This is a genomic window from Priestia sp. D51, from assembly GCF_053345675.1.
This window is the reverse complement of sequence record NZ_JBLTIR010000001.1, coordinates 1182169-1208818: the sequence shown is the minus strand read 5'-3', so window position 1 is coordinate 1208818 and position 26650 is coordinate 1182169. Positions and strand designations below refer to the sequence as shown.

Sequence of the window (26650 nt, the reverse complement as noted above, 5' to 3'; positions counted from 1 at the left end):
GTCAATCAGATCTCCCGTACTAAAATGGTTTCCCCTTTACCATTCCGCTACAGAACCGTCTTTATGACGCCATACTGGATTACGCCAATTATGACCAATATCAGCCATTTTTCTAACATGGTCTTCATTAATCTCAATACCTAAGCCAGGTCCATCTGGAATCTTTACGAATCCTTCTTCATATTTAAATACGTGATTATCAACAATATAATCTAGTAAATCACTGCCTTGGTTATAGTGAATGCCTAAGCTTTGTTCTTGAATAAATGCGTTGTGGCACGTTGCATCTACTTGAAGACAAGCTGCTAATGCAATAGGTCCTAACGGGCAATGAGGTGCAGCCGCTACATCAAAGGCTTCAGCCATCGAAATAATTTTCTTACACTCTGTAATTCCTCCTGCATGTGATAAATCAGGCTGAATAATATCAACGTATCCGTCCGTTAAGAGCTTTTTAAACTCCCATTTTGAAAACATTCTTTCTCCTGTCGCAATAGGAATGGATACGTGATTGGCAATTTCTCTTAGCGCCTCATTGTTTTCGGGCAAAACCGGCTCCTCGATAAACATTGGACGATAGACCTCTAGTTCTTTAGCTAAAATTTTTGCCATTGGCTTATGTACTCGTCCGTGAAAATCAATACCTATTCCTACATAAGGCCCCACTGCTTCTCTGACAGCAGCGATACGTTCTACTACTTGATCAATCTTTTCATATGAATCTACGTATTGAAGCTCTTCTGTCCCATTCATTTTTACTGCTGTAAACCCTTTTGAAACAACTTCTCTTGCTGCTTCGCCTACATCTGAAGGGCGGTCTCCTCCAATCCACGAATATACTTTAATAGATTCTCTTGCTTTTCCGCCTAACAGTTGATGTACAGGAGCATCGTAATATTTTCCTTTTATGTCCCACAATGCTTGATCAATTCCTGATATCGCGCTCATTAAAATAGGTCCGCCTCGATAGAAGCCGCCTCGGTACATAACGTTCCAATGATCTTCAATATTTAATGGATCTTTGCCAATAAGATACTCCATCAGCTCATCTACTGCAGCTTTAACGGTAGAGGCTCTTCCTTCGATAACAGGTTCTCCCCACCCAACAATTCCTTCGTCTGTTTCTATTTTTAAAAATAACCAGCGTGGCGGCACTTGAAACAATTCATAATTAGTAATTTTCATGTACTTTTTCCCCTTTCGTTATACGATTTACTGCGGCTACGTATGCTTTAGCCTTTTGTGTTAGCTCCTGCAGATATGCATGAGTAATTTCACGTTTTGTGTCAACTAAAGAACTTCCAATACCAAACCCTACGGCACCTGCTTCTTCAAATTCTTGAATATTGTCTAAGCTCACTCCTCCTGTTGGAAGAAGTGGAATATGGGGAAGCGGCCCTCGAATATCTTTAATATAGCTAGCACCCAGCCTAGCAGGAAAGACTTTTATAATATCTCCGCCATTTTCATATGCCGTTAGAATTTCAGTAGGTGAAAAAGCCCCTGGGATACTAACCGCACCGTATCTTTTTGTTAGTTTAATCGTTTCCGTGTTAACAGTTGGAGAAAGGATAAACTTTGCTCCTGCTAAAATAGCTGAACGTGCTGTTTCAGGATCAAGCACTGTACCTGCTCCTACTAGCACTTGATCACCGAGCTCTGTAGAAACCTCTTTAATGGCTGAAAGTGCATCAGGCGAATTTAGAGTAATTTCTATATTTTTTACACCGCCGTCATTAAGCGCAGAGGCAATTTTCACTACGTCCTTCGGTTTGGCTCCTCTAATAATCGCAACGATTTTATGCTCTAATAAATGTGATAAACTATCCGTCATGGGTAAGCCCCTTTCTTTTATCGTATAACGTCTTCTTTTGTAATCGCATTCATAAATTCGTAAAGCTCTTTCTTATCAGGCAAGCCTTCAATATCACCCTCTACGGTTACAACCATAGCTCCTATAGCACACCCTCTTCTAACCGTTTCTTTTAAAGAAGATTTATCTATTAATCCTGATAGTATCCCAGCGGCGAACCCATCACCAGCTCCTACTGGATCTATCACTCTAGCAACTTTAAAACCTTCTACGTAAGCGGATTCATTTTTAGTTGAATAATAAGCTCCTTCCTCACCTAGCTTAATAACGACTAACTCTGCACCTAATTGATGAAACGCTGCTGCAATGTCTTCAGGATTATCCTTCTCAAATAAAAACTGGCCTTCATTCACTCCTGGTAAAATAATATCTGCATATGTAGCCATTTTAATGAGTGTTTGACGCGCAGTTTCTTCATCCCAAAGCGTCTTGCGTAAATTCGGATCAAACACTATTTTTACACCATTTTTTTTAGCTGCTTTCATCGCTTGAAAAACAGCTTCGTGGCAGGAATCGCTTAGCGCAGGTGTAATTCCTGTCACGTATAAGTATTTGGCAGAAGAGATGTACTCTTCATTCATATCATGCGGATTCATAAAGCTTGCTGCTGATTCTTTCCTGTAATAAAAGACTTTACTGTTCATTTCATTTGTTTTTTGCTTTAAAAAAAGACCCGTAGGAGCATGATCATCAAATATCACATGTCTTACATCTATTCCTTCTCCTTTAATACTTGAAAGAATCCGCTCTCCTAGCTCATCTTTTCCTAACCGGCTAACCCATCCCGTTTGATAACCGAGTTTTGACAGGGCGATTAACGTATTGCTTTCTGCCCCTGCAATTTTCGAAGAAAAATCTTTAGCATATCGCATCTTTCCATTCGAGTGTGGGGTAAACAGAATCATTGTTTCCCCCATGCTTATCACATCCATTTTACCCCTCTTTTCACTTATCTCTTTGCCTCTTCATATCCAGCAATAAAAGATATATTAGTCGCTGTTTGAAGCAGTCTTTCTACTATAAAGTCCTTATGCTTCAGCATTCTTTCCTTAGGTCCAGCTACGCTAATAGCAGCTTGAATGCTTCCCTTTGCTCCAAATACAGGTGCAGCAAGGCAAAATAAGCCTTCTTCATTTTCTTCATCATCAATTGCATAGCCCATTTGAATAAAAGAGTCTAGATTGTCATTAAGAACTTTTTTATTTGTAATCGTATAATCCGTAATAGGCAGCAGCTCCGTATGTTCAAGCAGCTGTTCTCGCTGATCTTTAGGAAGAAAAGCTAAAAAGGTTTTTCCTAATCCGGTACAATAGAGCGGCTTTCGGTTACCAGGCTGAGCTGTTGTTCTAATAGAGCGATTATTATCAATCTTAACAACATAGACCAACTCTCCATCTGACAGCAAGGCCATAAACACAGTTTCTTGAACATCCTCCATCAGCTTCTTTAAATACGGTTTTCCCTCAGAAGAAATATCCAATGATTCCATAGCCGCTGTTCCAATTTGAATTAGCTTTGGCCCTAGCTTGTACTTCTTTAATGAGTCCTGATTCAAATACCCTTCATTATGAAGTGTTCCCACAAGATTAAACGTACTGCTTTGCGGAAGCGAAAGTAAATCGCTAACTTCTTTTACTGTTAACCCCTCGGGATGTTGAGCAATCAATTCAAATACCCTTAATACACGTTCTGCTGATTTTACTGACATGAAGAAATCCCCTCTAAATCACATATGTGATTTTGAATTTTATATATGATTTACTGATTTAAATATTATCATAGACAGGTCATTAATTCAAAATATTTTTATAAATTAAACAAAAATACTTATGACAGAAACTGAAAAATGATTAATAAATACCAATATAAAAAAGCTTCTATGATGAAATCATAGAAACTAGAAAAAATTGTAATGGAAGTTAGTTATGAAAAATAGAGATTTTTTATTATCGATTTTTTTAATGTATTTTTAGCTTATCTATGGGTCTTTCTCCTTTATTTAATTTTTGATTTTGTTCAGTTAGCTGTATAAACGATAAACTCAAAAGGCGAACAAGCCCTTGAGTACCAAGGGTTTGTTTTTTGCATGAGTTCCGGAAAGAGGCATTACGACAACTAGAAGTAATCCCTGTTTTATGCTATCAATACTTCACATTAAAATTCCGATGATTCCATATACGTTTGGTAGCTTGCTCAGTTTATAAAATTCACCCTAATTTGCGTTTGAATTCTTTACTAGCGAAGAAGTAAGCAGTGACCATGATACCTAGGCACCAGGCAAGGGCACTCCAGATATCGTTGCCAACAGATCCCTCATACAAGAGTGCACGAATCGTATTCACGATTGAAGTCACGGGCTGGTTCTCGGCGAATGCCCGAACAGCTTTAGGCATCGTTTCAGTGGGAACAAAGGCGGAACTAATAAAAGGTAGAAAAATCAGTGGGTACGAGTAGCCTGTGGCTCCTTCCATAGATTTCGCTGTCAGTCCTGGAATAATGGCCAACCATGTCAGGGCTAGCGTAAACAGCCCGAGTAGCCCGGCTACCGCGAACCAATCTAGGATATCAGCACTGGAACGGAAACCCATCAAAAGCGCGACGAAGATAACTATCACGATAGTAAGCGCATTGGAAACAAAAGATGTCAACACGTGAGCCCATAATACCGAAGAGCGTTTAATAGGCATGGTGATGAAACGGGCCATCAGTCCACTTTTTACATCATTAAATAGCCGCACGGAAGTGTAAGCGACGCCGGATGCGATAGCCATCAGCAGGATTCCCGGTAATAAATAATTGACGTAATTGGCTGTTCCTGTATTTATAGCGCCACCAAATACGTAGACAAACAGTAGCATCATCATAATTGGCGTAATGGCCACCGTAATAATCGTATCCGGGCTGCGCATAATAGTGCGCATCAACCGTCCTAGTAATACACCTGTATTGTTTTTCATTTACATTTCCTCCTTTTTGCCGATGATTGCGAGGAAGATTTCCTCCAATGTTGGCTGTTTTTCAATGTATTCCACTTTTACTGGGGGAAACATCTCTTTGAGTTCGGTAAGGGTACCGGTTTTGATGATTTTCCCGCCATGTAGGATGGCTATACGGTCTGCCAGTTGTTCAGCTTCCTCCAGGTACTGAGTCGTGAGCAAGATGGTCGTACCACCGCCAGCAAGCTCTTTGATGGTGTTCCAGACTTCAATCCGGGCTTCCGGATCAAGTCCGGTCGTCGGTTCGTCGAGAAAAATAACGGCTGGCGCCCCAATCAGACTCATAGCTATATCAAGTCGGCGCTTCATTCCACCGGAATATTGATCCGCCCGGCGATTGGCTGCATCGGTCAAGCTGAATCTTGCAAGAAGATTGTCAGCTACTTCATTAGGGTTAGATACCCCTCGCAATTTGGCAATCATTATCAGGTTTTCCTTCCCAGTAAGCATGCCGTCTAACGCTGCGAACTGCCCCGTTAGGCTGATGTTCTGGCGGACGTCAGCCGGTTGACGTTGGACGTCAAATCCGCAAATACTTACTTCGCCGCTATCAGCCTTCATCAGCGTTGAAAGAATGTTAACTGTCGTCGTCTTGCCTGCTCCATTTGAGCCCAGCAGTGCAAAAATTTCACCGCGCTGCACCTCAACATTCACCCCTTTTAAAACTTCTTTGTCTTTAAAGGCCTTTTTTAACTCTTTTACAAAAATCGCTGTATTTCTCATACGTTTTTCCTCCTTTTAAAAAGCTCCACAAGCTTTCTTGCTAGAACTGTCATGCTGTAACTAAGCTGAGCATCTCGTAGAGCTAAGTTTTTGATATCTCACTATTTAGTCTGACTTATATTCTGTATCACTTAGTACTGAGTTTAAAAAATGACTGAATAGCGAAAGCAACTAGCTATTCAGTCGATGTTATTGATTAAATTTATTTTTTCCTAATCGTTCCTTAATACTCTGGTTCAAATCTTCACGATACTTAACCATATAAGTTTTAGCATTTGCCACTAATTCGTCAGCAAAGGAAGCCACATCGTCTCCAGTAATTTCGAGCACCTGTCTACCTTCTGCAGCACCTGCTTCGAATAAATCAATTAATTCATACTGCATGTGTAGCATATCCATTCCGTTGCCCGATGAGAAATTCCACATGTAGTTTTGAATTTTTTTAAATACAAACTCATAGTCCTCTGGCAAGGCTTCAACCCGTGCCATCATCATTTTATACTCTTTTTTATCACCAATCATTTTTTTGAATATTTCCAACATGTCATTTTTCCTCCTTTTTATAAAGCTTCATAAGATGCTTTAAAACTATCCGACGGTCTATCCTATGAAGCTAGTTTGACTTCAAGACGTTGATTTTTGATGATACAAAATCCCACCTTTTCCAAAACAACTCAAGCTCCTTGTAGCCCGCCTCATTAAGCGAATAAAATTTGCGGGGTGGGCCCATATCTGATGGTTTTTTTTCTATATTCACAAGTTTTTTCTTTTCTAATCGTACGAGAATAGTGTAGACCGTTCCTTCCACGACCTCGATAAATCCAAGCTCGTTCAGACGGCGTGTAATCTCATAGCCATAGGTTTCATGGCGGCTGATAATTTCTAACACACAGCCTTCCAGCGAACCCTTCAGCATTTCAGTTAAATTTTCGATCTTCAGAACCTCCTCTATATTGTCTGACTTATATTCTGTATTACTTAGTACCAAGCCAATTTTCACTTAATAACTTTTAAAATTAAGCTATTAAGTAATACTTAGTATATGTAGATTGTAATACTTAGTACCGGGCATTTCAACTATTTTTTAAAATATTTTCAAATGTAGATATATTCAGGGATAATACTAAGAACCAAAAAAACTTATGAAAAGAATCCATAGGTTCTTTTCATAAGTTTTTTCCGTTACAGATACCTTTACAGTTTTTCCGTATAACCTCTTAAATTTCGAATTAAGAAAGATGTCCCCGTCAGTAAACAATTAAGAAATAAATATTTAGTCAGATAGTGTTGAAAACTGTATGTGAAGTAGAAGTATAAGAAGAACACAAAACTAAAATAGAAAATGAATTTTAAATATCTTTTTAAAACAGCGTTATGAGGAGAATTCACGTTGACTACTCCTTTTAAAGTCATATAATAAAATTATTTTTTTCAACCTATATTGAAACGTTTTTCTGTGTTATTTTACAAAACAATTAGAAAAATGATAGGCAATGTAGCAAGGCTTAGAGAGGTACTAATTAACGTTGCGCTTGATACAAACTCCGGCTCTGTATTAAATTGCAGCGCGTACATAGTTGTATTAGCAGCTGTGGGCATAGCAGCCATAATAATCATTATTTGTTTCACCATCTCATCCACAGGTAGCAGAAGCGTTAGTATATAAGCGATAAATGGTGAGATTACAAGCTTGATAGCTAATGACCATGAAACTTTTGCTTTGGCTAAATTTCTAATTGATATTTTAGCTAGCTGCATTCCAAGTACAATCATGATGGTGGGAATAGCTGCACCCGCTACTAAATCAACCGCTTCTTTTACAGAGTTGCTTAATGGAATATGAAGAAACTGAAATATAGCTCCTAAAAGTCCCCCATACACAATTGGTATCCTTCGAACTGCGTCAATGGCTGATTTTATACCATTTCCCTGTGGACTTCCTTTAGCTGCATAGTAAACTCCCACTGTACACATGACCAATTGCTGTATGACCATTAGAATGATGGCAGAGTCTAAGCCTGTCACGCCGAAAAGTAATAAAACAACAGGTGTACCGTAGTTTCCATTATTCATAAATGAGGACGCTAATATCATTCCACAGGTTTCTGAAGTAGAATATTGCTGGAAATAAGCAATAATATAGACGACAGCAATTAATGCAAAGCAAAGGGCAAATGTGTATAACGTAAGATATAAGTAATCAATCGTAAATTTGGTTGTGTAAAATGTTTTGAACACTAGAACTGGAGACATCAAATAAAGTGCCATTGTTGAAATCGTTTTGGTATCAAATCCTATTTTCTTTTGTCCAATAAATCCAAGTGCAAAAATCCCGAAAATAGGAAGGAGGATTGTTAGGAACTCCATATTTGTTCACCTTCGTCATTTTTTCTTTGTTATTTCCCAAATGAAAGACCTAGAAAATTAAAAATCTAGGTCTTTCATTTAAACTAATAAATTATAAATTTAGAACAATGATACGTTCTTCCGTCATTTCTTCAATTGCATATTTTGGCCCTTCTTTTCCGTTACCGCTCTTTTTCACACCGCCATATGGCATATGATCAACACGATACGCTGAAGCATCATTTACAATTAATCCGCCTACTTCGATTTCACGAGCTGCCTTCATAGCAAACTGTAAGTCATTCGTAAAAAGGCCTGCCTGCAACCCATAGTCAGAATCATTTACTTTTGAAATCACTTCATCAATCTCGTCATATTGAGCAATAGCTACTACTGGCCCGAATACTTCTTGACGACAAACTTTCATCTCATCATTTACATTAGTCAAAATTGTAGGAAGATAAAAAGCACCGTCACGCTTTCCTCCTAGTTCAATTTTTGCCCCTTCTTCCACCGCTTCTTTTACCCATTCTTCCACTCGCTCTGCTTCTTTAAGACGAATCATAGGTCCAATATCCGTTTGCTCATCCATTGGATTACCGACTACTAGCTTTTCTGTTTTTTCTTTTAGCTTATTAACAAAAGCAGTATAAATATTCGTATGAACATAAATTCGTTGAACGGAAATGCAAACTTGTCCTGCGTTATTAAAGCTTTTTTGAGAAATTAAAGATGCAGCTTTTTCTAAATCAGCGTCTTTATGTACGACAGTAGCCGAATTATTTCCTAGTTCAAGTGAAACTTTACGTAAACCCGCCTTACATCGGATAAGTTCTCCTACTCTTGGGCTTCCTGTGAACGTAAACATATTAACATCTTGGTTTTCTAATAACCATTCACCAATTTCTGCCCCATCTCCAGTCAATACTTGAAGGCGCCCTTTTGGCAAGCCTGCTTCTTCCATTAACTCAGCTAGCTTGAGCGCACAAATTGGAGTGACTTCAGCAGGCTTTAATACTACGCTATTCCCAGCTGCGATTGCCGGTCCAAGTTTATGACAAACTAGATTGATAGGTACATTAAACGGTGTGATAGCTGCAACAACTCCAACCGGGACTTTTACTGTAAAAGCCATGCGATTTTCTGAGCCTTGAGCTGATTCAACAGGCACACCTTCTCCATGAATACGCTTTGCCTCTTCCGCTGAAATTTGTAAAGTTGTAGCCGCGCGCTCAACTTCTCCGCGAGATTCACGAATAGACTTTCCAACTTCAACAGCCAAAATTTCAGCAAATTCTTCTTGACGGCTTAGTAATAACTCAGCTGCCTTCATTAATACCTCGTAGCGTTCGTACGGTGAAAAAGTGTTTTTTAACGCCTCTTTCGCGCTGGCCACAGCTTTATTTACATCGTCTTTTGTAGCTACTGAGATTTCAGCTGCAGGCTGCTGCGTATATTTATTTAAGACTTCCATTTTTTCTGCTGTTGTTTCCCATTCCCCGTTTACATATAAACCATATTGTTTGACTTGAGTTAAACTTGTCATTATCTCCACATCCCCAATTGTATTAGCGTTTTATCTTGTAAGCTCAATATTGTAATGATATTTATCACTGCGATATTTTGTTACCGTAAATTCGAGTGGCTTATCATCAAAACCGTAACTTACTCGTGTCATTTCAAGTAAAGCTTCTCCGCCTCGTATGCCTAACAGATCGGCTTCATAAATCGTTGCATTAATCGCAGATATCTTCTCTTTAGCTCGTTTTAAAAAGATTTCATTCTCTTCTAGCACTTCATAAAATTTTGCACGATTTAAATCTTGTTCAACTAGTATTTTCCCAATATGCGTAGGCCAACAAGAACGTTCAATCGCAATAGGTACTTCATCGGCAAAACGAATTCGTTCAATAACTAAAACCTCTTCTCCAGCGTCCAATTCCAGCATGGAAGTTTCATGATATAAATCTTTTTTAAAATCAGTACGAATGAGTTTTGAATTTGGTGTTAATCCTTTTTCCGCTACTTCTTCTGCTAGTCCTTTAAGCTTGCCTAAGCTGCCGCCGATAAGAGGCTGAGGTTTTACAATTGTTCCTCTGCCTTGTTTTTTTTCCAGCAGCCCGTCCTGTACTAGCATAGAAATAGCTTGTCTTAAGGTAGTACGGCTTACATCAAACTCTTGCATTAATTCCTGTTCTGTTGGAATTAACGTATTGGGCTTCCAAACTTTCTCTTGTATACGTTTAATTAAGACATCTTTTACTTGAAGATAAAGCGCAATATTTTTATTAGAACCGATTGTATCTTTCATATTCTCAAACTCCTTTTAGGTTAGCGTTTGGTATTATTATATAGTATTGGCTAACTTTTACTGTAGCAGAGAAGTACGATTTTCTTAGATATAGACTTTTGTTTCTAGATTAAGTATACGGCCTAGTTCAATTAGATGTTCTGTCACATCACCATACACTAGTGCAAAGTGAGGTTCATACCCCGCGTGCATAAGTTCATAAAGTGTGTCTGATGCATTTGTCGCCAGTTCTACTTCTACAGATGTACCTGTAAAAGGCTGCTCTACATCTAAGGCATCTCCTTTCATCACTAGAAGGCGATACCCATCAGGCGTATGACTTACCCTAAAAATCGTTACTTCTCCTGCTTTTAATCCAAAATCCATTGCAAAACCGATTTTTCTGTTAGGATGCACCCCTGCTGTTGCTCCAGTAGAAGGGTTGGCAAGCGAATATGCTCCTGCACCGCAGTGCCAAAAAACAACTGAGTTTTTTTCTTCGTCTATGTGAACTAAATCCCCTAGGTAAGGTGCATTTCCGCCTGCTAACTCACGCAGGATAAACATGGAGATTGATCCGTGAATATCCGACTCACAGGATGTCACCATTCCGTCTTCCGTAAACTGAGATAAAGTTGAGCACGGAGCAGCTCCTAAATCATTAAAGAAATCTGGCCAACATCGCATAGCTAATGCATCTAACTTTTCACGTTGAATGTGCTTTTTAATATAAGTGGAAAATTGAGCAAATTTAGCAACGGTTTCATCGTTTCGATTTAGACCAATCACCTGCTTTTCTGCCCGCTCAACTTCCCCTATCCATTCGTGTTCTGGAAGTTTTACGCACTCTTTAAACGCTTCTTGTAAATCCATCTTATGAAGGGTTACGCCAAGTACGTTTTTTAATTCATCTTCGTTAGCTTGTGAAAAGAAGAATCCTGGTGGATAATCTCCCACTACCCCAATTTTTAATTCATTTAATGCTTTTAGCACGCGCATAACGTTAATTTGTCTTAATAGACGCTCCTGCAACGCTTTCTCATCTGGATTTCCAAATACAAATGCAAACGGATGCTGATGATTACGCAGCACATTACTGGTGCTATTTCCGCCTGTTAGAGAGTTTAAACGTAAACGTCCCCCTACACTTGGCTCACGTACGGACCAAACAATTACAGGCTGTTTAAAATACTCCAATATCTTAACCATAAATTCACCGTCAGCAAACGTAACGCTTTGATATAAGACGGTATCAATCTTATTCCCTTTAATTGAATCAAGAAATCCCTGTAATTCTTCAACTGAAGTTATAATTTGCTCCGGCGCGATAAGAGTACTGCAGTTGCCGTTCAGCCACTCCATACTTTTTTGACGATACATTTCAGCCGCTTCAATATCAAATGTTTTTCTACCTATAGGCACATATAAAACTGTTGTATTTTGCATATAGAGTTCCCCTTGTCGTAAAACTATTTGTTATAACCATTTTAAAATACATCATTACCTTTATCAACACTATTGTTTGACTACATTTCTTATATAAATAGCTCTTAAATTAGATGTGAAGTAGTTTAGAAAACAACTCACTCCATATAGATTTTTTACGGTAAAATACAGGTGGATAACCTAATGGCGCTTGAACAGTAACCGATCCTCCTGTGTGCTCTTCACCGCTCCATACATGGACCCACTGATCTTCTGGTAAATATACTTCCCACTCTGTTTGATTTTCTTGATGAACCGGCGCAACAAGTACATCTTCACCAAATAAATATTGGTATTGAATATCATATGTTTTTTCATCTTCTTCATAGTGCATAAACAAAGGTCGCTGAACAGGAATTCCGCGTCGCGCATTTTCTTCTACAAGTGATCTAATATAAGGTGCCATCGTTACATAAACATTAGACATTCTTGCTAAATGCTCTAGTGCTTCTTCATCACCGTCAAACTGAAAACAATCATCAGGACGGTTTCCTTCATGTGTTCTCATCATAGGCGTGAAGGCTCCCATTTCTGCCCATCTCATCAGAAGCTCTTTTGAACGTTTATTACCATGTAGACTTGTGTACCCTCCAATATCACTATGGTGTAAGCCACAGCCACTCATTCCTGATGATAAAGCTGCAGGAATAACAGAAGCCAAACCATCATCCAGCGACCAATCTACACTTTGATCTCCGCCCCAAAGAAGCGTACAGTATTTTTGTATGCCCGTATATCCGGCACGCATAAAGTATACAATTTCACCAAGTTTCCCTGCTTCTGATACCGCTTCATAGTTCGCTTTTGCCCACATTGTCGGCCAAGCATTATGCATAATCTTAGCGTCGACTCCATTTTTGAGCACAACGTCAGTTGGTAAGTATTCGCCAAAGTCGGCCATCCATCCGTCTAATCCAAAATCAATCATGTTCTCTTTAATAACTTGTTTATACCATTCGGTAGCCTCTTCGTTAGTAAAATCAACAACTCCGCAATAAAATTCACCGAAATCCACTAAATACGTATTTCCTTCCGTATTTAATGCTAAGTACCCTTTATCTTCAGCTTCCTTATATAAATCACCTTCAATGGCTACATATGGATTAATGTAACCTAGAAAACGAATATCATTTTCTTTCCACTCTGCAATCTTTTTATCTAGCTCCGGGTATTCATTCTCGTTCCATTTCCAATTCCACATTAAACGTTTGCCGAAAGAAGTAATACGTTTGCCCTGCCAATCTTGGCACCATACTCCAGATACTTTCATACCTTTTGCTAAAACTTTTTCTAATTTTTGTTCAACAACATCTGTACCACCTTGAATACCTAAAACCACGCCGTTATATACCCAGTCTGGTAGCTCGGGCTGTCTTCCGAATAAACCGGTAATTTTTTCAACTAATTCAAGGTACGTATCCGCCGTTTCAAACAGCATATATTTAGGTACTTCCCAAACCTGCAGTTCATGGAACGCCTCATTGCGAAAATCAAAGTCCGCGTATGCCGTTGTTTCTACATGACAATAGTACTTTTTACTAGATACATATGTAGGTTGAGGAAAATTGGTATTATAGTAATCTCCTCCAGCCTTATCAATTACATCAGCTTGCCATGTTACATATGTTTGTTTATTTCTCCCTACACCCGGCTCAGATGTCCATAAAGGAAAATTTTTTCCTCTCATATTAAAGTGAGAAAGTTGTTCTCCGCATCCATAGACTTTTTCCTGTTCATCTGCAGCTACTCGTAACCAAAAGCGGTTAATGTTCGCATCGTGCTTTTGGTATTCTACTTTTAGACGATCCTCTTCTTCCTTAACTATAAGAGACAGCATAGTATCTCCATTTTTAAAGCTGGAGAAATCAATTTTATATGCCCCTTCTACTTCTTCAACATTCGCGTAGCGAAGAGCTGTACGTTCAGTCACATAATCTTTAATATCAAAGTTCCCTCTATACATTTCAATCGTTTCTTCTCCATAACCAACAAACAGCATTGGCTTTTGTATTGTATGCTGAAGAAGAACTACACCGTTAAGAGCAACCTCAAATCCATCTTGTAAGATCTCCACATTTACCCCTTTAGTTACGTTTAAGGTACCTGACATTTTTATCTCTCCCATCAATTAATAGAGCTTAGTCTTTTGTCTAACATTCATGCGCTCTATTGATAAACTTTAATATTTTCTCCTTTTATACCGGGATGTGCGCCTTTATTAATTAATTGCTCTCTTTCAGGATGAGCAATTAACCATTTATTTTTCATAAACAATAACTCATCTTCTTTTGTTCTTTTTTGAATATTAGTTGATAACGGATCATTTGTTCCTTTAGGTAAAATGACGACTGTTTTAAACCCTTCGTTATTGACCTTACAAGGAGCAAAATGTAATGTCGTACCATACAATTCAACTGCTGTTCCTTCAGGTACAAAGAAAGCGATTACATCACTTGAATTAAAAAAGTTATTTTCAACTCCCTGTACCTTACCTAATAAAAGAACCATATCCGTTATAGCGATATTAATTTCACTGCTTTTATGATACTCAAGACCATTTAAGGTTGAATTAGGACCATTACAATATCCAATTTGAATAGGCATCTCACCATAAAAAGCTTCTTGAAGCTGATCTTTAATAATGGTGTTTTCCATCTCAGTAACGGATGCTACATATACATTCTGATCTTGAGGAATAGTTAAACTATCCATATATGTTTCTAGTTTACTGAAATTGTATTCATTAATTACCTTTCCATAAGGCTTAAATTTGCTGTCCTCTATATGATAAAAAGGTACATGTTTATTTAAGTCTTTCATGTATTGAAAGCTGCTCAACGTTTTCTTCTCTCCTTTTGCTATATAAAAAGCCCCTCCAAGAAGATAATAAGATTCTAAGAGGCGCCTTTTATAAAATACATATGTTTATTTTAAGACAGGAGCTTCTGTGACTGTATTATCCCAAGCGTTGCGGAATTTGTTTAAACCATAGTCTGTGAACGCATGCTGGAAGCTTTCTTTATATACATCAAATCCGCAAGTCACAATATGCGCACCAGCTTTTGCCGCATCTACAATTTGTTTACCATTACGTAAAGCAGCAACAATGATTTCTGTGTTGTAATCGTAGTTTTTATAGATATTCACAATATCCTGAATGTATTGAGTTGTATCATCCCCGCTATTTTCTTTCCAGCCGACAAATGGAGATACAAATTTAGCTCCAATTCTTGCAGGCTGAAGTGCTTGTGATGGCGAGAAGACAAGAGTGACGTTAGTAGAAATACCTTGTTTTTCAAATTCCTTTGCTGCAATTAAGCCAGGCTCTGTGCATGGAATTTTAATAACAAAGTTTGACGACAGCTTAGCAATCTTTGTCCCTTCTTCTACCATATCTCTAGCATTATCCAAATGAGGATTGATTTCCACTGAAATCGGGAAATTTTCGACTCCTTTAAACTCACTTGCAAATTCATCTAGAACCGTTAAAAATGGTTTACCGCTGTTCATAATATGACGAGGGTTTGTTGTAACTCCATCAATTGCCCAGTTTTCATACGCGTAACGAATTTCCTCTAAAATTGCACTATCTAAAAAATACTTCATCTTTATACCTCCAGTTAAGTGACTATTACCCCTAAAAGATAATGACCTTTATATAATTTGTAATAACCTTTGTATTTATAATATGAAAACGCCACCAATATTTCAAGTGCTTTTTGCTAGATTATTAAATTAATTTTGTATTTCGTTCATTTTACCTATCATCTTACATTGGTATTCTATTTTTACTTTTAGCAAGATCCGCTACGATTTTATTGTATTTTTCATCTGAAAGTTTATAAAAGAAAAACATGACAATAATCGTTGCAATGGCTAATGCACTTGGATAAATAAACATTAACCCTCTGATTCCCTCCAGTACATTTGCACTTTGCACCGCGTTTGGAACGTAACCCACAATTCCTAACACAACCCCAGGAATAAAGCCTGCAAGCGCTTGAGAAAGTTTACGGAAGAACGTAAAGAAAGAATACACAACACCTTCAGATCGATTTCCAGTCTTCCATTCGCCATACTCTACAGCATCAGAAACTAATGCCCAGTTTAAACTGTTTACAAATGAGCTTCCGAAGAAAGCAAAGCAAGCTAATGTAATAAAAATCACTGCGTTATCTGCAAAAACATAAGCTAAAATATCTCCTACAGCCCAAATCGCGCACCCTAATATGTACGTAGATTTCTTTCCAATTTTTTTAACCATGAAAGGAACCATTGCTACGCCGATAAATACACAGCCGATACTAAAAAAGCCCATATAAGGAACGATTGCTACATTTTTTAAAACGTACTGACAAAAATAGACTTGTACAGCAAGCTTGACGTTAAAAGCTGAAAAGGTAAACAAATTAACTAAACAAAGAATGAGTAAAGGCGTATTCTTAAAAAGCCCTTTATAGCTATCAGTCAGCTTTACATTTGTATTTTGGGGTTTTTCATACACATATCTTTCTTTTACATTGGCATAACAATAGACTTGTAATAAAACGCCCAAAAATGCAAAAATAGATACAGCCACTAAATAACCAGTAGATTGATTGTTAAACATTAAGACAATCGGCATAAACCCTACAGTTGTAATAAGAAGACCTAAATTTGAGCCTGCTTGTCTAAATGATGCCATTTCTGCTCGTTCAACAGGATCTTTTGTCATCGCAGGTACCATTGATCCATAAGGAATATTTGAAATGCTATAAATCGTTCCAAATGCCATATACGTTACATATGCCCATATAATCTTTCCGGTTATTGAAAAATCAGGATTAGTAAAGCTGACTATCGTTATCAAAGCAAGCGGTATTGCAGCATAGAGAAAGAATGGTCTAAATTTGCCTTTAGGGCCTATCTTCTTACGGTTATCAATCCAAGTACCTACTGTAATATCAGCGAACGCATCCCATATTTTCGTAATTAAAAATACTAAACCTGCTGTTGCAGAAGGCAAGCCTAACGCGTCGGTATAAAACTTCAGCAAATAAATTTGACCCAAGTCTAACATAAAGTTATTTCCTACATCTCCCAATCCATAAGCAACCTTCTCTTTAAGTCTTAGTTTCTTAGGCGTATTAATTGAATGTTCTACATTTTGAACCAATGGCTGTTCCATAAGTTCTCCCCCTTTGATTAACACATTTTGAGACTTCACATTAAACATGCATCACGTAGGAGATTACAATTTTGATAGACTTCAAAATTGTAATCTCCTCTAGGCCGATACCAAAATCACCTCCCTCTTCATAACATCACAACGTTTTAAAAAAAGTTACTACCTTTTTATTTATAATATGAAAACGCATACAAATTATCAAGTGTTTTTTTATTTTATTTTTAAAAAAAGAGGAACAATAATACTAAAAATTAGAATGGATGGATCAGAACCAATCAAAAATCCACTATCTATTCGACCCAATAAGCCCTAATGATTATAAGAATGTAGCTGTTACATACAAGGAATATTAAATATCTAGATATACTAACAGCCTTTAGATTTACCAATCTAAAGGCTGTTTTGATTGTTGAAACAGGTATTATGTAAACTGATTTTGTATATGATATTCATGATTTTTCAACTCAATTCTGATATATAATCAGATAGGAACAAAATTATAATTGAGTCCATCTGAATAGAGGTTAGAAATTGAAAAAACGATATATTGTGTGTTTGACTGCATTAAGCTCTCTTCTAGTTATAGGATTTGTTTGGTGGTTTCTTTTTGCGCCTAGTTATCTACGATTTGCTCCAAAGGGAGAATATATTTCTCAAAGTACATCTCCTAACGGTGATTACATAGTAAAGATTTATCGTTCAAGTGGTGGAGCGACTACACCTTTTGCTATTAGAGGAGAAGTGACTTATACAAATAAAGTTTTTAATAAAAAGAAAAACATCTATTGGAATTACCCTCAGGAAACAGCCAAAGTTAAATGGGTAAATAACAAAACAGTTAACATTAGTGGTCATATATTGAACGTTACAAAAGATACGTTTGATGCTAATGATGTAGATAATTAAATTCTACTCTTAAACAACAAAAAGTTGTCCAGTTCAAGTTTGTTTAACCAGTTATGAACTAATTCGTTAAATACATCAGTTTGTTCAATTTGTAGGTTGTGACCAGCCATATCAAGCACTGCAAAAGTGGCCCTTGGGTAATCTTCTATTAGTTGCCACGCATCCTGGTATCCCACTACATTATTCTGACGTCCTGTTATAATGAGTGTGGGATGCTCAAGTTTAAATGAAATATCAAAGGTAAAGCCATATCCATTTTGATGAATGTTGTTTAAAAATTCATGATTTGTTTGTTTGGAAGGAAGTAAAATTTCTTTTTGAAACCTCTCCCATTCAGTTTGACCTTGTACTACCCCCATGGAAAAAAATTCATCAGCCTCCTCTGGAGACAAACGTGATATCAAGTCGTTGTCTTTCCTTAGAACAGTCTGTTGGGGCACCACCCTTTCATCATATTCAGGTATAATCAATGGTGCCATTAGTAGTAATCCACGAACTTTGTCCTGACGTGAACGAACTATACCTCTGGCAATGTACCCTCCATATGAATTGCCACAAACAATAAACTGTTGGTCAGGGATAATTTCGTCTAGAAGACATAATATCGCTTCTAACATATTATCAGAGTTCTGAATAGACAATTGAGGCTCGGAATTCCCCATCCCTGGTAAGTCTATGTATATTCTCTTCCAATTGCTTCGTTTCTCGAATAACGGTTCCATTGCATTTAACATCACTTGATGGTCAAGTGTCCAACCATGCAACATAACGATAGGATATCCTTCTCCAATTACTTTATGGTAAATCGACAAATTTTTTTCCCCTTTCTGTGTATGCTAAATGTATCTAGATGAACATTTAATCTTTCCATACATATATTGTAATCTTAACAAAATTTCTTTTGAAAATGTGTTTATTTTGATTATCGTATACTTATTAGTTTATTGGTTTGTCTATGAATCTGTATTAATATTTAAAAAAAGAAAAAGCACATTATGGTAGCTAACTTTATATGAAATATACATATATTCTTGTGAAGCTTTTGATATATACTTTAATTAAAAATGTATATAGAACCCCCTGGAGGTCTTATGTTAAAGAATTTATTTAAGAGAAAAATCACTGAAAAAGAATTTTGGTCTTGGTTTGAGAAAAATAGCGAAGATTATTTCCAATTAGACGAAAATAACTATGATCTTTTATTTAACAAATTAGGCTTACAATTATCCAAGTATCATAAAGAGTTAACTTTTGAATTCAGTGTAGAAATGAAACAAGGAAAAAGAGAATTTATTATCAGTGCAGAAGGAATGGTTTCAGCGTTTCCTGCTGTCATAAAGCTGGTAGAGGAAGCTCCCAGCCTCGAGAAATTTAACATTGTAGCATTTAGACAAAGACAAGATAGTGAACAAGAAATTTATTTTGAAGATATTGTTTTAAATACAGAAGATATTTTCTTTACGTATAGAGAAGATAAACAAATGGATTGTTTAGATATTGTTATTTACATTAAAGGATATGGCGAAGAAAATGATCAATTTATTGCTGCAGCATTTATTATGCTTGATAGTTTAATTGGTGAATATGATGTAGGTGTAAAACTTGGTGAAATAAATTTTGAGGCATATCAAGAAGAGAAAGAGGCAGAGCCTATTCTAAACTTAGTTTCTCTAGTTGATAAATTGTGAGTAAAAAGAGCGTAAGTTTTTTGATAAACTTAACGCTCTTTTATTTCCGGTAATACATTGTATGGAAACTCAGAAAGACAAATTAGTGGGGCATATTACACGAATCTTTAGTTTAGTTAGATAGGAGGGTACTCTTAAGAATGTCTTCCTACCTTAACTAGTGAAAATTATTTTATATACTATAAGAAGCCAGAGTTTTAAAGCTCCTATTCTCTTAATTACAAGCCATGAGTTCTATCAATAAAGTTCATTAACTTAAATTTTTGGCAATGTATGACTAAGTTCTTTACCAATAAGATTGGCTGAAACTGGTTTCTCTCCTATCTCCCTAGCCCATATCGATAATTGTCCAATATGGTGTATTTCATGAGCCACCACATGACGCATAATTTCTCCCCAAGTGTCAGTTGCTATACTTCCGTCTGGTTGTGGATCATAAAGAATATTCTTTTCTTTTTCTGCATTCCAAGTCCTAACAAATTCTCTTACCTCAAACTGAAAGTTGATATCTAGCTGGCGAACTTTTTCTAAGCTTTGATATTCCTCAAAATTCTCCTGAAAATCATCTTTTCCCTGAAGAACGCGAACCCAACTCCACTCTACATCAACAATGTGAAAGAGCGTATGTAATATTCCTCCTACTCCTCCTGTTCGCTTCCGAAGTAATTCCTCTAGTGGAATATTCTCACACCATTGATACCACTCTTCTCTAACCAACCAGTTATAATGAAACATAGTTTGCAAACTAATTCCTCCTTTTACTGTATTTTCTGCTTTTTTGATAGGGGTATTAATTAGTTCGACAAATATTTTTAGAAACCTATTTCATTGGAATAAGAGAAAATAACAAATAGAGTCGTATAGGCTTTTTTTTATTCCTCCAACCGTGATTATAGTAACTACAAACTTACAAAGTATAAATCTTACTAAGCAAATTTTTTATTTATCGTTATATTGTTTTATAACTGTAACTATAACTGCCAGTAACAGAACAATTGCGCTATTTATAAGTAAATAGTATCCAACTTGTAAACCATAAAATATGGCAAAAGCGTCTCTAATGATCAACAGTGCTAATATACCGCCTAATGCCACAAATAAAGCGGCCAGTATCAATATTGTAAAAGCAGCAGCGTATAGACTTTTCTTTTTTTTGTAGGAGATAAATCCAACGATATTTGAAATAATAAGAAAGAAGCCGATAAGTATTAAGAAAAAGGTAGCCATTTTCTTTAATTCTCCTCTACGGACTATTAATTGGTTAAAATACCCAATACCTAATATCACTTTAACATAACATTCTATGTGAAAGTTTTGCTTCTTATAACAGGTTTGATATTCATCCAAAAGAAGATGACTTACATTTTAAGATCTTTCTTTATATTTTTCCTCATAGTTAAACTGGCTAAGCGTTTACGCGCTGATTCCATAGGACCCATGTTAAAATAACGAAGCCACAAAACAGCAAATAGCATTTGAAACAAACAGATTAGTATCCAAACAAAAATGACGAAGAATGAACGTGGGTGTCCACCCCACCCAAGGCCCCATCCATAAAATAAAATGGAGCTTAAAACATTCTGTAATACATAGCAACTTAAAGACATCTTCCCTACTTTCTCTAAAACGCTCCATAACGAAAAGGCCTGAAATTTTTCAATTAGAAAACTAATGGCTCCCATGTATCCAATTGATAAAATAGGGGCAAATACGTACCTTACTGGAAAATCAAAGTATCCCCCAGGAACAAATAATAATAGGTTTAGAGGTAGCCCAACTAAAAGTCCTGCCTTCATCATCCTCTTTCTGATATTAATACCCTTGGAGTTATTGTCAAAAGCCCCTATTCTCACTAGTAAAACACCAATTAAAAACATACATATATTAAATGGAATGACGAAAATGGCTTCTGTGCGCAGCTCCCAAAAATGAAGAAGTCGATACTGAATTTGATTCATCCATGATCCATGTTGATAAAGGTTTAGCACTTCTTTTGGGACAGCGACTAGCTCATCTCCTACGGAGTTAGTTAGCGCACCTAAGAACACGAGCAATATAAAGAAAAGATGAATTGCCGCTGCACTAATCATTGTTATTCTTATCATCGTCTTCCGCATTTTTACGATAAACGATACGACAATAGCAGTTACGGCATAAGACATTAAAATATCGTACTCTAAAACAAAAATAAAGTGCAAAAGCCCTTCCATTAATAAAATCAAAGACAGCCATATATATCTTCCTGGCCAAGTCTGATTTAATCGTTTTGATTGCTGATATTTCAGTTCTAAACCCACACCAAACATAATGGCTAAGAGGCCAAGTAATTTTCCATTAATTAAGGACAGAAAAAGGATTCTTAAAAAGTCATCTCCTGATAACCACCATTTGTTATGGTTAAAAGTAAATATATAATTTATATCTCCCAAATAGGCAAACAGCCAAATGTTCGTTCCTAATGTTCCCAGAATCGCTAGTCCTCTTAATATATCTAACGAGCGAATTCGCTTTTTATTCTCCACTTCTCATGCCCCCATCCGTTACTTTTACTTTCGTTGCTCCCCTTCTTGATATCTCATAGTTCAACTATATTAGATTACGTTGCGTCACCTTCAACCCTTATTTTTTTAAATGAATGAATTATTTTCAGTGAGATAAAGAGCGTGGATAAGTTTTGAGAAGTGCAAAGGCTGCCCGCTTTGGAAACAGGTTTAGTCAAAATCCAAAAGATATACTGGGGTATGCAGAGTACTAATTACAAAAAAAGAAACCCTAGTATTTTCAAGGTTTCTTTCTGATATTCCACTCTAAGCGACAATTGAAGATAAATTAAATAACGTGGTTGAATACATACTTTCTAAAAGCTGGCATCTAGCTTTTAGAAAGTTCGTTTATCTCCCTTTCAATAAGAGCTACTGAAAGCTCGAATGCTTGTATCCTTCTTTTAGCTAAGGTTATTTGAGATTTATATCTATCCGCATTTTCTTTAGTTTCAAACGTTTTTACAGTCTGCCTAAGCTTGTGTAAAGTTGAATCAATTTGACGTTTTGCTTCAACTAATTCAGGGACATCAAATTTCATTTGAGTCTCTCCTTTTTATCATTTTTATCGGTAAGATGTTTTCCTTTAAAAAGATGGTTTATCAGTAGAGGTACTGTTATCTATATTTTTTGCCCTGTATATGAAGAGCCACCCAAAAATGTTTATTATACCAAATATAGTGAACACAAACTTACCACTTAAAACTTCTTTTAACAATATACTTGATAAACTAGTGTTTGTTTGTCTATAGAAATTGAAAGGTTCCTTTAAAAGAAGCAGGTTTTTTTGAGGTATTGAGAGGTGACGTCAATTTTTATTAAGATGCTCAGCTGTTCTAAAATAGCCTCTGCCTAAGGGTCACGCTAAATAACCCATTCAAATTCTCTCAACGCAATAAAATTTGTCATACAAATTTCAATTTTCATCTTCACAACAAAAATAGTTTGTGATATACTTCACATGTAAGGATGTTCATATGAACTAACAAACTCTTGAATGTAAAGTAGAAAAAGCTATTTCACTCCGATGCCAATACGATTGAAATAGCTTTTTTTATGTTCTTATTTCGAGAACCACACTATTTCTGCTGCTATGGCCTTCTATGAAGTTTATTAATCTTGTTAAAAAATCAGCTAAGCAAACCTTTAATTGTTAAATTAAAGGTTAATTTCTATATATTATGTTATACTTTTAAACATGTATTACGGTTGTAGAGGAGTTTTAAATTGAAACAGAAAGAGATTTTTTCGTGGATCAAATCCATCGTTATTGCTTGTATCCTGGCTTTTGTGGTGAGAGAGTATATCTTTACGCCTATAGTAGTAGACGGTGAATCGATGATGCCGACTTTAAAAGATAGTGAACATATTATTCTTAATGAAATGGGTAAAAATAACCCAGATAATATAAAAAGATTTGATATTATCGTTTTTCATGCTACAAAGGAAAAAGACTATATTAAAAGAGTAATTGGTTTACCGGGTGATCATATAGAATATCGCAATGACACGCTATATATAAACGGAAAAAAATATGAAGAGCCTTATTTGGATCAATACAAAAAAGAAATAGTAACAGGCCCGTTAACTGAGGATTTTAAACTTGAGGATTTTACAGGCAACAAAACAGTTCCAGAAGGCCAATTATTTGTTATGGGAGATAATAGAATGTACAGCTTAGACAGCAGATCACCTCAAGTAGGAACAATCTCCGTAGACAAAATCGTAGGAAAAGCAAAATTAGCTTATTGGCCTTTAAAAGAATTTCAATGGATGAAGTAACATATTTAAAAGCTCCCTCACCAAAGGGAGCTTTTTCTATTAAAAACAAACTAAAAAGTAATAATATTTATCTATTTTGCCTCTATTATTGCTTCCCCACTATACTCAGTGCTGCAGCTGCTTTTGGCCACCCCACGTAAAAAGCCATATGAGTTATTAGTGCAATAATTTCTTTTTCAGTCACTCCATTCTTTTTTGCCAGCTGCAGATGAAAAGGCATTTGTTCAGTGTTGCCAATACTGATTAAAGCAGAAAGTGTACTCAAACTTCTTTCTTTTGGTGTTAAAGTTGGGTCTCCCCACACTTCTCCAAATAAGATATGTTCTCCATATTTCACAAAGTCCGGAGCAAGATCTCTCATGTCGTTCAGCAGCTTAGAATCAATACCGTTATTCATATTTATTGTGCCTCCTTTTGATTAACCATTTGTGCGATTCCTTGCCCAAATGACCAGTTTTCAAGGGTTGTTTCGTTTACTGTAATAAAGATATTGTTTGTAGAAAGGTCTAAGTCAGTGTGAAGTCCCTCTGCAATGGACTGATATAGCTTCTTTTTCTGCTCGATAGTTCTCCCCTGCCCACATGTAATAGAGATATAAATCATTGGATCCGTTCTTTTTTCTCCATTTTCTAAGAGGTACTGTGAGTCATAGAAAAAATGCTGAGATGGATACGGTAAAAACAGTTGAAAATAATCTTCTTTTGGGATGTGAAAATGTTGGATTAACGACTGATGAATATGATTGCTTACTTTTTTTAATTCCTTATTATTTAGTTGATGTTCTGGATAATAAACGTTCACAAATGGCATCTATCATCTTCCTTTCTATATTTAGTTTACTTCCAATATCTTCATTTGTATAATTGAAAATATATCGTATAAGTATCGTAAAATCCGATAGAGATGGGGTTAGAAAGTGGAAATTAAAGAATTAACGACGTTTAAAACAATTGTGGCAGAAGGAACGTTTTCACTTGCAGCACAAAAATTAAACTATGCCCAGTCTACCGTCACTGCTCATATTAAAAAGCTAGAAAAAGACCTTGGATTTCTTTTGTTTGAACGAGGCTGGGAAGCAACATTAACAAAGGAAGGTACGTTATTTGTAGAAGAAGTAGATAGCTTGTTGAAGCACTGGGAGTATTCCATATCTCAAGCGCAGCGTATAAGCAAAGAAGAAAAAGGAACGATCAAAATAGGCTTATCAGAATCGATTGCTCAAAAGCTGATGCCAGCTATATTAAGCTATTTACATGATGAAAAACCGTACATACATTGCGATTTCACTATTGGAAACACGGCTCTTTTATCAGAACTACTACATCAAGATAAATTGGACTTTGCTGTTTGTGGAGAGAATACAAACCTTTCCGGCGTATCTTTCACCCCGCTTGATAAAGAACACATTCAATTTATTGTTAATACCCCTGATCACCCGTTATTAAAGCAAAAATCAGTTGAAATAGCCGATATTATTGGCTATCCCATTTTAATAGGAGAAAATAGCTGTTATTACTATCAATCCGTCAATCATTTTTTAGCAGAGAATAATTTAGCCTTTAAAACCGTTTACAGCTGTAGTGCCCTACACCTTATTCCAGAAATGATGTTTGGACATGCGGTGGGAATTATCCCTAGAGGAACTAGTTTGAAGCCAACTAATATCCCGTTTAAAGTACAAAGGTTTGACCCCAAAATGCCTATAGGGCTATTAATTTCTACTGAAAAAAGAACTTATTTGAGTCAGACAAAAAAGAGTATTATAGAGGTAATTAAATCTTCGTTTTTAAATTAATTAACCCTTTATTGATTTTCCAAGAGAGCTAAATCAATAAAATTTCATATATGAGCTTGTTGTAATAAGGATTTTTAAAAGCAAGGAGGAGTATATAAGTGCAAATAAAAAAACATGAAAGACAGTTATTTTATGCCGGATGTCAATTCGTAGATATAGAAAATCAAGAACATGAAAACGTCTTGCCTCTGCTTATTATGTATCCTACATACAAAGAAGAAAAAGTTGAAAAGATGGGACCTTACACGATAAGCGCTGCGCAAGATGCTCCGCTTTCAAATGGATTATTTCCTTTGGTCATTATTTCTCATGGAGATGGAAGCACGCCTCTTGCTTATCGAACCATTGCTCAATTTTTAGCACGTAATGGTTTTATTGTAGGGGTACCTCAGCATCCGTTTAATAATCGAGAAAATAATACGCTATCTGGAACAATAGACAATCTAAAAAATCGGCCTACTCATATACGTACTGTAATCGATTGGTTTTTAAAAGAAAATTCCTTTTCTCCATCCATTCATTCAAATAATATTTCTCTTATTGGCCATTCAATGGGAGGATATACGGCTCTTGCTGTAGCAGGTGGAGTTCCCACTTCTTTTCCTTCTGAATCTCCTGATCAAAAGCCTTATTGTTTATCTGTTGATCATGATAAGCGGGTTCAATCACTTATTCTTTTAGCGCCAGCCGCCGGATGGTTTAGAGAAAGAGGAGCGCTTCAAGACGTGAATATACCTATTTTAATGATTACAGGAGAAAAGGATACGATTACTCCTTCTTTTCACGGGGGATTTGTGTTAAATGGGGTTCCTGATGCGGAAAAAGTTCAGTATATCGTTGTAGAAAATGGAGGACATTTTTCATTTCTCAGTCCATTTCCGGACTTTATGAAATCTCCTACCTTCCTCCCTTCTCAGGATCCGGAAGGCTTTAATCGCAAAGAGTTTCATGAGGATCTGCAAAACACTATATTGGACTTTTTATTACATTCTTTTTAATAGATTAGTCACTTGTACCCCCTTTTCTTTTGAAGCAATTATATCTAGGAAGAAAAGTTAA

The 26650-nt window shown here is 36.4% G+C and carries 28 protein-coding genes; 5 read left to right on the top strand and 23 right to left on the bottom strand.

Going from position 1 to position 26650, the window contains the following annotated elements:
* Window positions 1-36: 36 nt before the first annotated feature.
* From dgoD to ACNHOZ_RS06290, 16 genes are all read right to left on the bottom strand, one after another.
* On the bottom strand, window positions 37-1185 hold the full coding sequence (gene dgoD / locus ACNHOZ_RS06365) for a galactonate dehydratase (RefSeq protein ID WP_013058319.1): 1149 nt from the start codon (window positions 1183-1185) through the stop codon (window positions 37-39).
* A complete protein-coding gene (locus tag ACNHOZ_RS06360; protein WP_048019368.1) occupies window positions 1172-1834 on the bottom strand; it encodes a bifunctional 4-hydroxy-2-oxoglutarate aldolase/2-dehydro-3-deoxy-phosphogluconate aldolase in 663 nt (220 codons plus the stop codon). Before ACNHOZ_RS06360 ends, dgoD begins: the two co-directional genes overlap by 14 nt.
* A 17-nt stretch (window positions 1835-1851) precedes the next feature.
* Window positions 1852-2805, bottom strand: coding sequence for a sugar kinase (locus tag ACNHOZ_RS06355; RefSeq protein WP_048019367.1), 954 nt, complete (start codon window positions 2803-2805; stop codon window positions 1852-1854).
* Between the two features lie 17 nt (window positions 2806-2822).
* On the bottom strand, window positions 2823-3581 hold the full coding sequence (locus ACNHOZ_RS06350) for an IclR family transcriptional regulator (protein WP_048019366.1): 759 nt from the start codon (window positions 3579-3581) through the stop codon (window positions 2823-2825).
* Window positions 3582-4080: 499 nt separating this feature from the next.
* Window positions 4081-4830, bottom strand: a complete 750-nt coding sequence (locus ACNHOZ_RS06345) for an ABC transporter permease (RefSeq protein WP_048019365.1) — start codon at window positions 4828-4830, stop codon at window positions 4081-4083.
* Entirely contained in the window at window positions 4831-5592 is a 762-nt protein-coding gene (locus tag ACNHOZ_RS06340) for an ABC transporter ATP-binding protein (RefSeq protein WP_048019364.1), read from the bottom strand. It lies immediately after the preceding gene.
* Between the two features lie 189 nt (window positions 5593-5781).
* The gene (locus ACNHOZ_RS06335; protein WP_048019363.1) at window positions 5782-6135 is read right to left on the bottom strand and encodes a DUF1048 domain-containing protein; all 354 of its coding nucleotides are present in this window, start codon (window positions 6133-6135) and stop codon (window positions 5782-5784) included.
* Window positions 6136-6205: 70 nt separating this feature from the next.
* A complete protein-coding gene (locus tag ACNHOZ_RS06330) occupies window positions 6206-6526 on the bottom strand; it encodes a PadR family transcriptional regulator (protein WP_028414817.1) in 321 nt (106 codons plus the stop codon).
* Window positions 6527-7056: 530 nt separating this feature from the next.
* On the bottom strand, window positions 7057-7959 hold the full coding sequence (locus ACNHOZ_RS06325) for an AEC family transporter (protein ID WP_048019362.1): 903 nt from the start codon (window positions 7957-7959) through the stop codon (window positions 7057-7059).
* A gap of 91 nt (window positions 7960-8050) precedes the next feature.
* A complete protein-coding gene (locus ACNHOZ_RS06320) occupies window positions 8051-9484 on the bottom strand; it encodes an aldehyde dehydrogenase family protein (protein WP_048019361.1) in 1434 nt (477 codons plus the stop codon).
* 30 nt (window positions 9485-9514) lie between these two features.
* Window positions 9515-10249, bottom strand: coding sequence for a GntR family transcriptional regulator (locus ACNHOZ_RS06315; RefSeq protein ID WP_048019360.1), 735 nt, complete (start codon window positions 10247-10249; stop codon window positions 9515-9517).
* 84 nt (window positions 10250-10333) lie between these two features.
* Entirely contained in the window at window positions 10334-11674 is a 1341-nt protein-coding gene (gene sftI, locus ACNHOZ_RS06310; protein WP_048019359.1) for a sulfoquinovose isomerase, read from the bottom strand.
* A 109-nt stretch (window positions 11675-11783) separates the two neighbouring features.
* Window positions 11784-13823: an alpha-glucosidase gene (locus tag ACNHOZ_RS06305; RefSeq protein ID WP_048019358.1), complete on the bottom strand. Its 2040-nt coding sequence runs from the start codon at window positions 13821-13823 to the stop codon at window positions 11784-11786.
* A 56-nt stretch (window positions 13824-13879) separates the two neighbouring features.
* On the bottom strand, window positions 13880-14533 hold the full coding sequence (locus ACNHOZ_RS06300) for a DUF4867 family protein (protein WP_255902320.1): 654 nt from the start codon (window positions 14531-14533) through the stop codon (window positions 13880-13882).
* Between the two features lie 105 nt (window positions 14534-14638).
* Window positions 14639-15319 carry a transaldolase family protein gene (locus tag ACNHOZ_RS06295; RefSeq protein ID WP_048019356.1) on the bottom strand — a complete coding sequence of 227 codons (681 nt, stop codon included), beginning with the start codon at window positions 15317-15319 and terminating at the stop codon, window positions 14639-14641.
* 163 nt (window positions 15320-15482) lie between these two features.
* Window positions 15483-16880 (bottom strand): MFS transporter, encoded by a 1398-nt coding sequence (locus ACNHOZ_RS06290; protein ID WP_014458885.1) that lies wholly within the window; start codon window positions 16878-16880, stop codon window positions 15483-15485.
* A 531-nt stretch (window positions 16881-17411) separates the two neighbouring features.
* Here ACNHOZ_RS06290 and ACNHOZ_RS06285 point away from each other — a divergent pair.
* Window positions 17412-17786, top strand: coding sequence for a DUF5412 family protein (locus tag ACNHOZ_RS06285; protein ID WP_047750155.1), 375 nt, complete (start codon window positions 17412-17414; stop codon window positions 17784-17786).
* Here the strand turns inward: ACNHOZ_RS06285 and ACNHOZ_RS06280 are convergent.
* Window positions 17783-18598 (bottom strand): alpha/beta fold hydrolase, encoded by an 816-nt coding sequence (locus ACNHOZ_RS06280; RefSeq protein ID WP_048019355.1) that lies wholly within the window; start codon window positions 18596-18598, stop codon window positions 17783-17785. The two genes, ACNHOZ_RS06285 and ACNHOZ_RS06280, sit on opposite strands and share 4 nt — an antisense overlap.
* Window positions 18599-18877: 279 nt before the next feature.
* On the opposite strand from ACNHOZ_RS06280, the gene ACNHOZ_RS06275 reads away from it, so the two are divergent.
* A complete protein-coding gene (locus ACNHOZ_RS06275) occupies window positions 18878-19474 on the top strand; it encodes a hypothetical protein (RefSeq protein ID WP_047750153.1) in 597 nt (198 codons plus the stop codon).
* A gap of 255 nt (window positions 19475-19729) precedes the next feature.
* On the opposite strand, the gene ACNHOZ_RS06270 is transcribed toward ACNHOZ_RS06275, so the two are convergent.
* The 4 genes from ACNHOZ_RS06270 to ACNHOZ_RS06255 all read right to left on the bottom strand — a co-directional run bounded on the left by ACNHOZ_RS06270 (window position 19730) and on the right by ACNHOZ_RS06255 (window position 22555).
* Window positions 19730-20218: a DinB family protein gene (locus ACNHOZ_RS06270; RefSeq protein WP_048019354.1), complete on the bottom strand. Its 489-nt coding sequence runs from the start codon at window positions 20216-20218 to the stop codon at window positions 19730-19732.
* 195 nt (window positions 20219-20413) lie between these two features.
* The gene (locus tag ACNHOZ_RS06265) at window positions 20414-20701 is read right to left on the bottom strand and encodes a 3-isopropylmalate dehydrogenase (RefSeq protein ID WP_255902324.1); all 288 of its coding nucleotides are present in this window, start codon (window positions 20699-20701) and stop codon (window positions 20414-20416) included.
* Window positions 20702-20832: 131 nt separating this feature from the next.
* Window positions 20833-21996 carry a DUF418 domain-containing protein gene (locus ACNHOZ_RS06260; protein WP_447697063.1) on the bottom strand — a complete coding sequence of 388 codons (1164 nt, stop codon included), beginning with the start codon at window positions 21994-21996 and terminating at the stop codon, window positions 20833-20835.
* A 349-nt stretch (window positions 21997-22345) separates the two neighbouring features.
* The gene (locus tag ACNHOZ_RS06255; RefSeq protein ID WP_255902329.1) at window positions 22346-22555 is read right to left on the bottom strand and encodes a hypothetical protein; all 210 of its coding nucleotides are present in this window, start codon (window positions 22553-22555) and stop codon (window positions 22346-22348) included.
* Window positions 22556-23241: 686 nt separating this feature from the next.
* Here ACNHOZ_RS06255 and lepB point away from each other — a divergent pair.
* Window positions 23242-23796, top strand: a complete 555-nt coding sequence (gene lepB, locus ACNHOZ_RS06250; RefSeq protein WP_255902344.1) for a signal peptidase I — start codon at window positions 23242-23244, stop codon at window positions 23794-23796.
* Window positions 23797-23881: 85 nt separating this feature from the next.
* Here the strand turns inward: lepB and ACNHOZ_RS06245 are convergent, their stop codons facing one another.
* A complete protein-coding gene (locus tag ACNHOZ_RS06245) occupies window positions 23882-24193 on the bottom strand; it encodes a carboxymuconolactone decarboxylase family protein (protein WP_047750148.1) in 312 nt (103 codons plus the stop codon).
* Window positions 24194-24195: 2 nt separating this feature from the next.
* Complete coding sequence (locus tag ACNHOZ_RS06240) at window positions 24196-24606, bottom strand: tautomerase family protein (RefSeq protein WP_034267341.1); 411 nt, start codon at window positions 24604-24606, stop codon at window positions 24196-24198.
* Window positions 24607-24712: 106 nt separating this feature from the next.
* On the opposite strand from ACNHOZ_RS06240, the gene ACNHOZ_RS06235 reads away from it, so the two are divergent.
* Both ACNHOZ_RS06235 and ACNHOZ_RS06230 read left to right on the top strand, forming a co-directional pair.
* Entirely contained in the window at window positions 24713-25591 is an 879-nt protein-coding gene (locus tag ACNHOZ_RS06235; protein ID WP_255902365.1) for a LysR family transcriptional regulator, read from the top strand.
* Window positions 25592-25689: 98 nt separating this feature from the next.
* A complete protein-coding gene (locus ACNHOZ_RS06230; RefSeq protein ID WP_255902367.1) occupies window positions 25690-26589 on the top strand; it encodes an alpha/beta hydrolase family protein in 900 nt (299 codons plus the stop codon).
* Window positions 26590-26650: the final 61 nt, after the last annotated feature.

Excerpts from the sequence above, each read along its gene's own strand:
- dgoD (WP_013058319.1), bottom strand. The coding sequence starts at position 1,185 with ATGAAAATTACTAATTATGAATTGTTTCAAGTGCCGCCACGCTGGTTA.
- ACNHOZ_RS06360 (WP_048019368.1), bottom strand. The coding sequence starts at position 1,834 with ATGACGGATAGTTTATCACATTTATTAGAGCATAAAATCGTTGCGATT.
- ACNHOZ_RS06355 (WP_048019367.1), bottom strand. The coding sequence starts at position 2,805 with ATGGATGTGATAAGCATGGGGGAAACAATGATTCTGTTTACCCCACAC.
- ACNHOZ_RS06350 (WP_048019366.1), bottom strand. The coding sequence starts at position 3,581 with ATGTCAGTAAAATCAGCAGAACGTGTATTAAGGGTATTTGAATTGATT.
- ACNHOZ_RS06345 (WP_048019365.1), bottom strand. The coding sequence starts at position 4,830 with ATGAAAAACAATACAGGTGTATTACTAGGACGGTTGATGCGCACTATT.
- ACNHOZ_RS06340 (WP_048019364.1), bottom strand. The coding sequence starts at position 5,592 with ATGAGAAATACAGCGATTTTTGTAAAAGAGTTAAAAAAGGCCTTTAAA.
- ACNHOZ_RS06335 (WP_048019363.1), bottom strand. The coding sequence starts at position 6,135 with ATGTTGGAAATATTCAAAAAAATGATTGGTGATAAAAAAGAGTATAAA.
- ACNHOZ_RS06325 (WP_048019362.1), bottom strand. The coding sequence starts at position 7,959 with ATGGAGTTCCTAACAATCCTCCTTCCTATTTTCGGGATTTTTGCACTT.
- ACNHOZ_RS06320 (WP_048019361.1), bottom strand. The coding sequence starts at position 9,484 with ATGACAAGTTTAACTCAAGTCAAACAATATGGTTTATATGTAAACGGG.
- ACNHOZ_RS06315 (WP_048019360.1), bottom strand. The coding sequence starts at position 10,249 with ATGAAAGATACAATCGGTTCTAATAAAAATATTGCGCTTTATCTTCAA.
- sftI (WP_048019359.1), bottom strand. The coding sequence starts at position 11,674 with ATGCAAAATACAACAGTTTTATATGTGCCTATAGGTAGAAAAACATTT.
- ACNHOZ_RS06305 (WP_048019358.1), bottom strand. The coding sequence starts at position 13,823 with ATGTCAGGTACCTTAAACGTAACTAAAGGGGTAAATGTGGAGATCTTA.
- ACNHOZ_RS06300 (WP_255902320.1), bottom strand. The coding sequence starts at position 14,533 with ATGAAAGACTTAAATAAACATGTACCTTTTTATCATATAGAGGACAGC.
- ACNHOZ_RS06295 (WP_048019356.1), bottom strand. The coding sequence starts at position 15,319 with ATGAAGTATTTTTTAGATAGTGCAATTTTAGAGGAAATTCGTTACGCG.
- ACNHOZ_RS06290 (WP_014458885.1), bottom strand. The coding sequence starts at position 16,880 with ATGGAACAGCCATTGGTTCAAAATGTAGAACATTCAATTAATACGCCT.
- ACNHOZ_RS06275 (WP_047750153.1), top strand. The coding sequence starts at position 18,878 with ATGTTAAAGAATTTATTTAAGAGAAAAATCACTGAAAAAGAATTTTGG.
- ACNHOZ_RS06265 (WP_255902324.1), bottom strand. The coding sequence starts at position 20,701 with ATGGCTACCTTTTTCTTAATACTTATCGGCTTCTTTCTTATTATTTCA.
- ACNHOZ_RS06255 (WP_255902329.1), bottom strand. The coding sequence starts at position 22,555 with ATGAAATTTGATGTCCCTGAATTAGTTGAAGCAAAACGTCAAATTGAT.
- ACNHOZ_RS06245 (WP_047750148.1), bottom strand. The coding sequence starts at position 24,193 with ATGAATAACGGTATTGATTCTAAGCTGCTGAACGACATGAGAGATCTT.
- ACNHOZ_RS06240 (WP_034267341.1), bottom strand. The coding sequence starts at position 24,606 with ATGCCATTTGTGAACGTTTATTATCCAGAACATCAACTAAATAATAAG.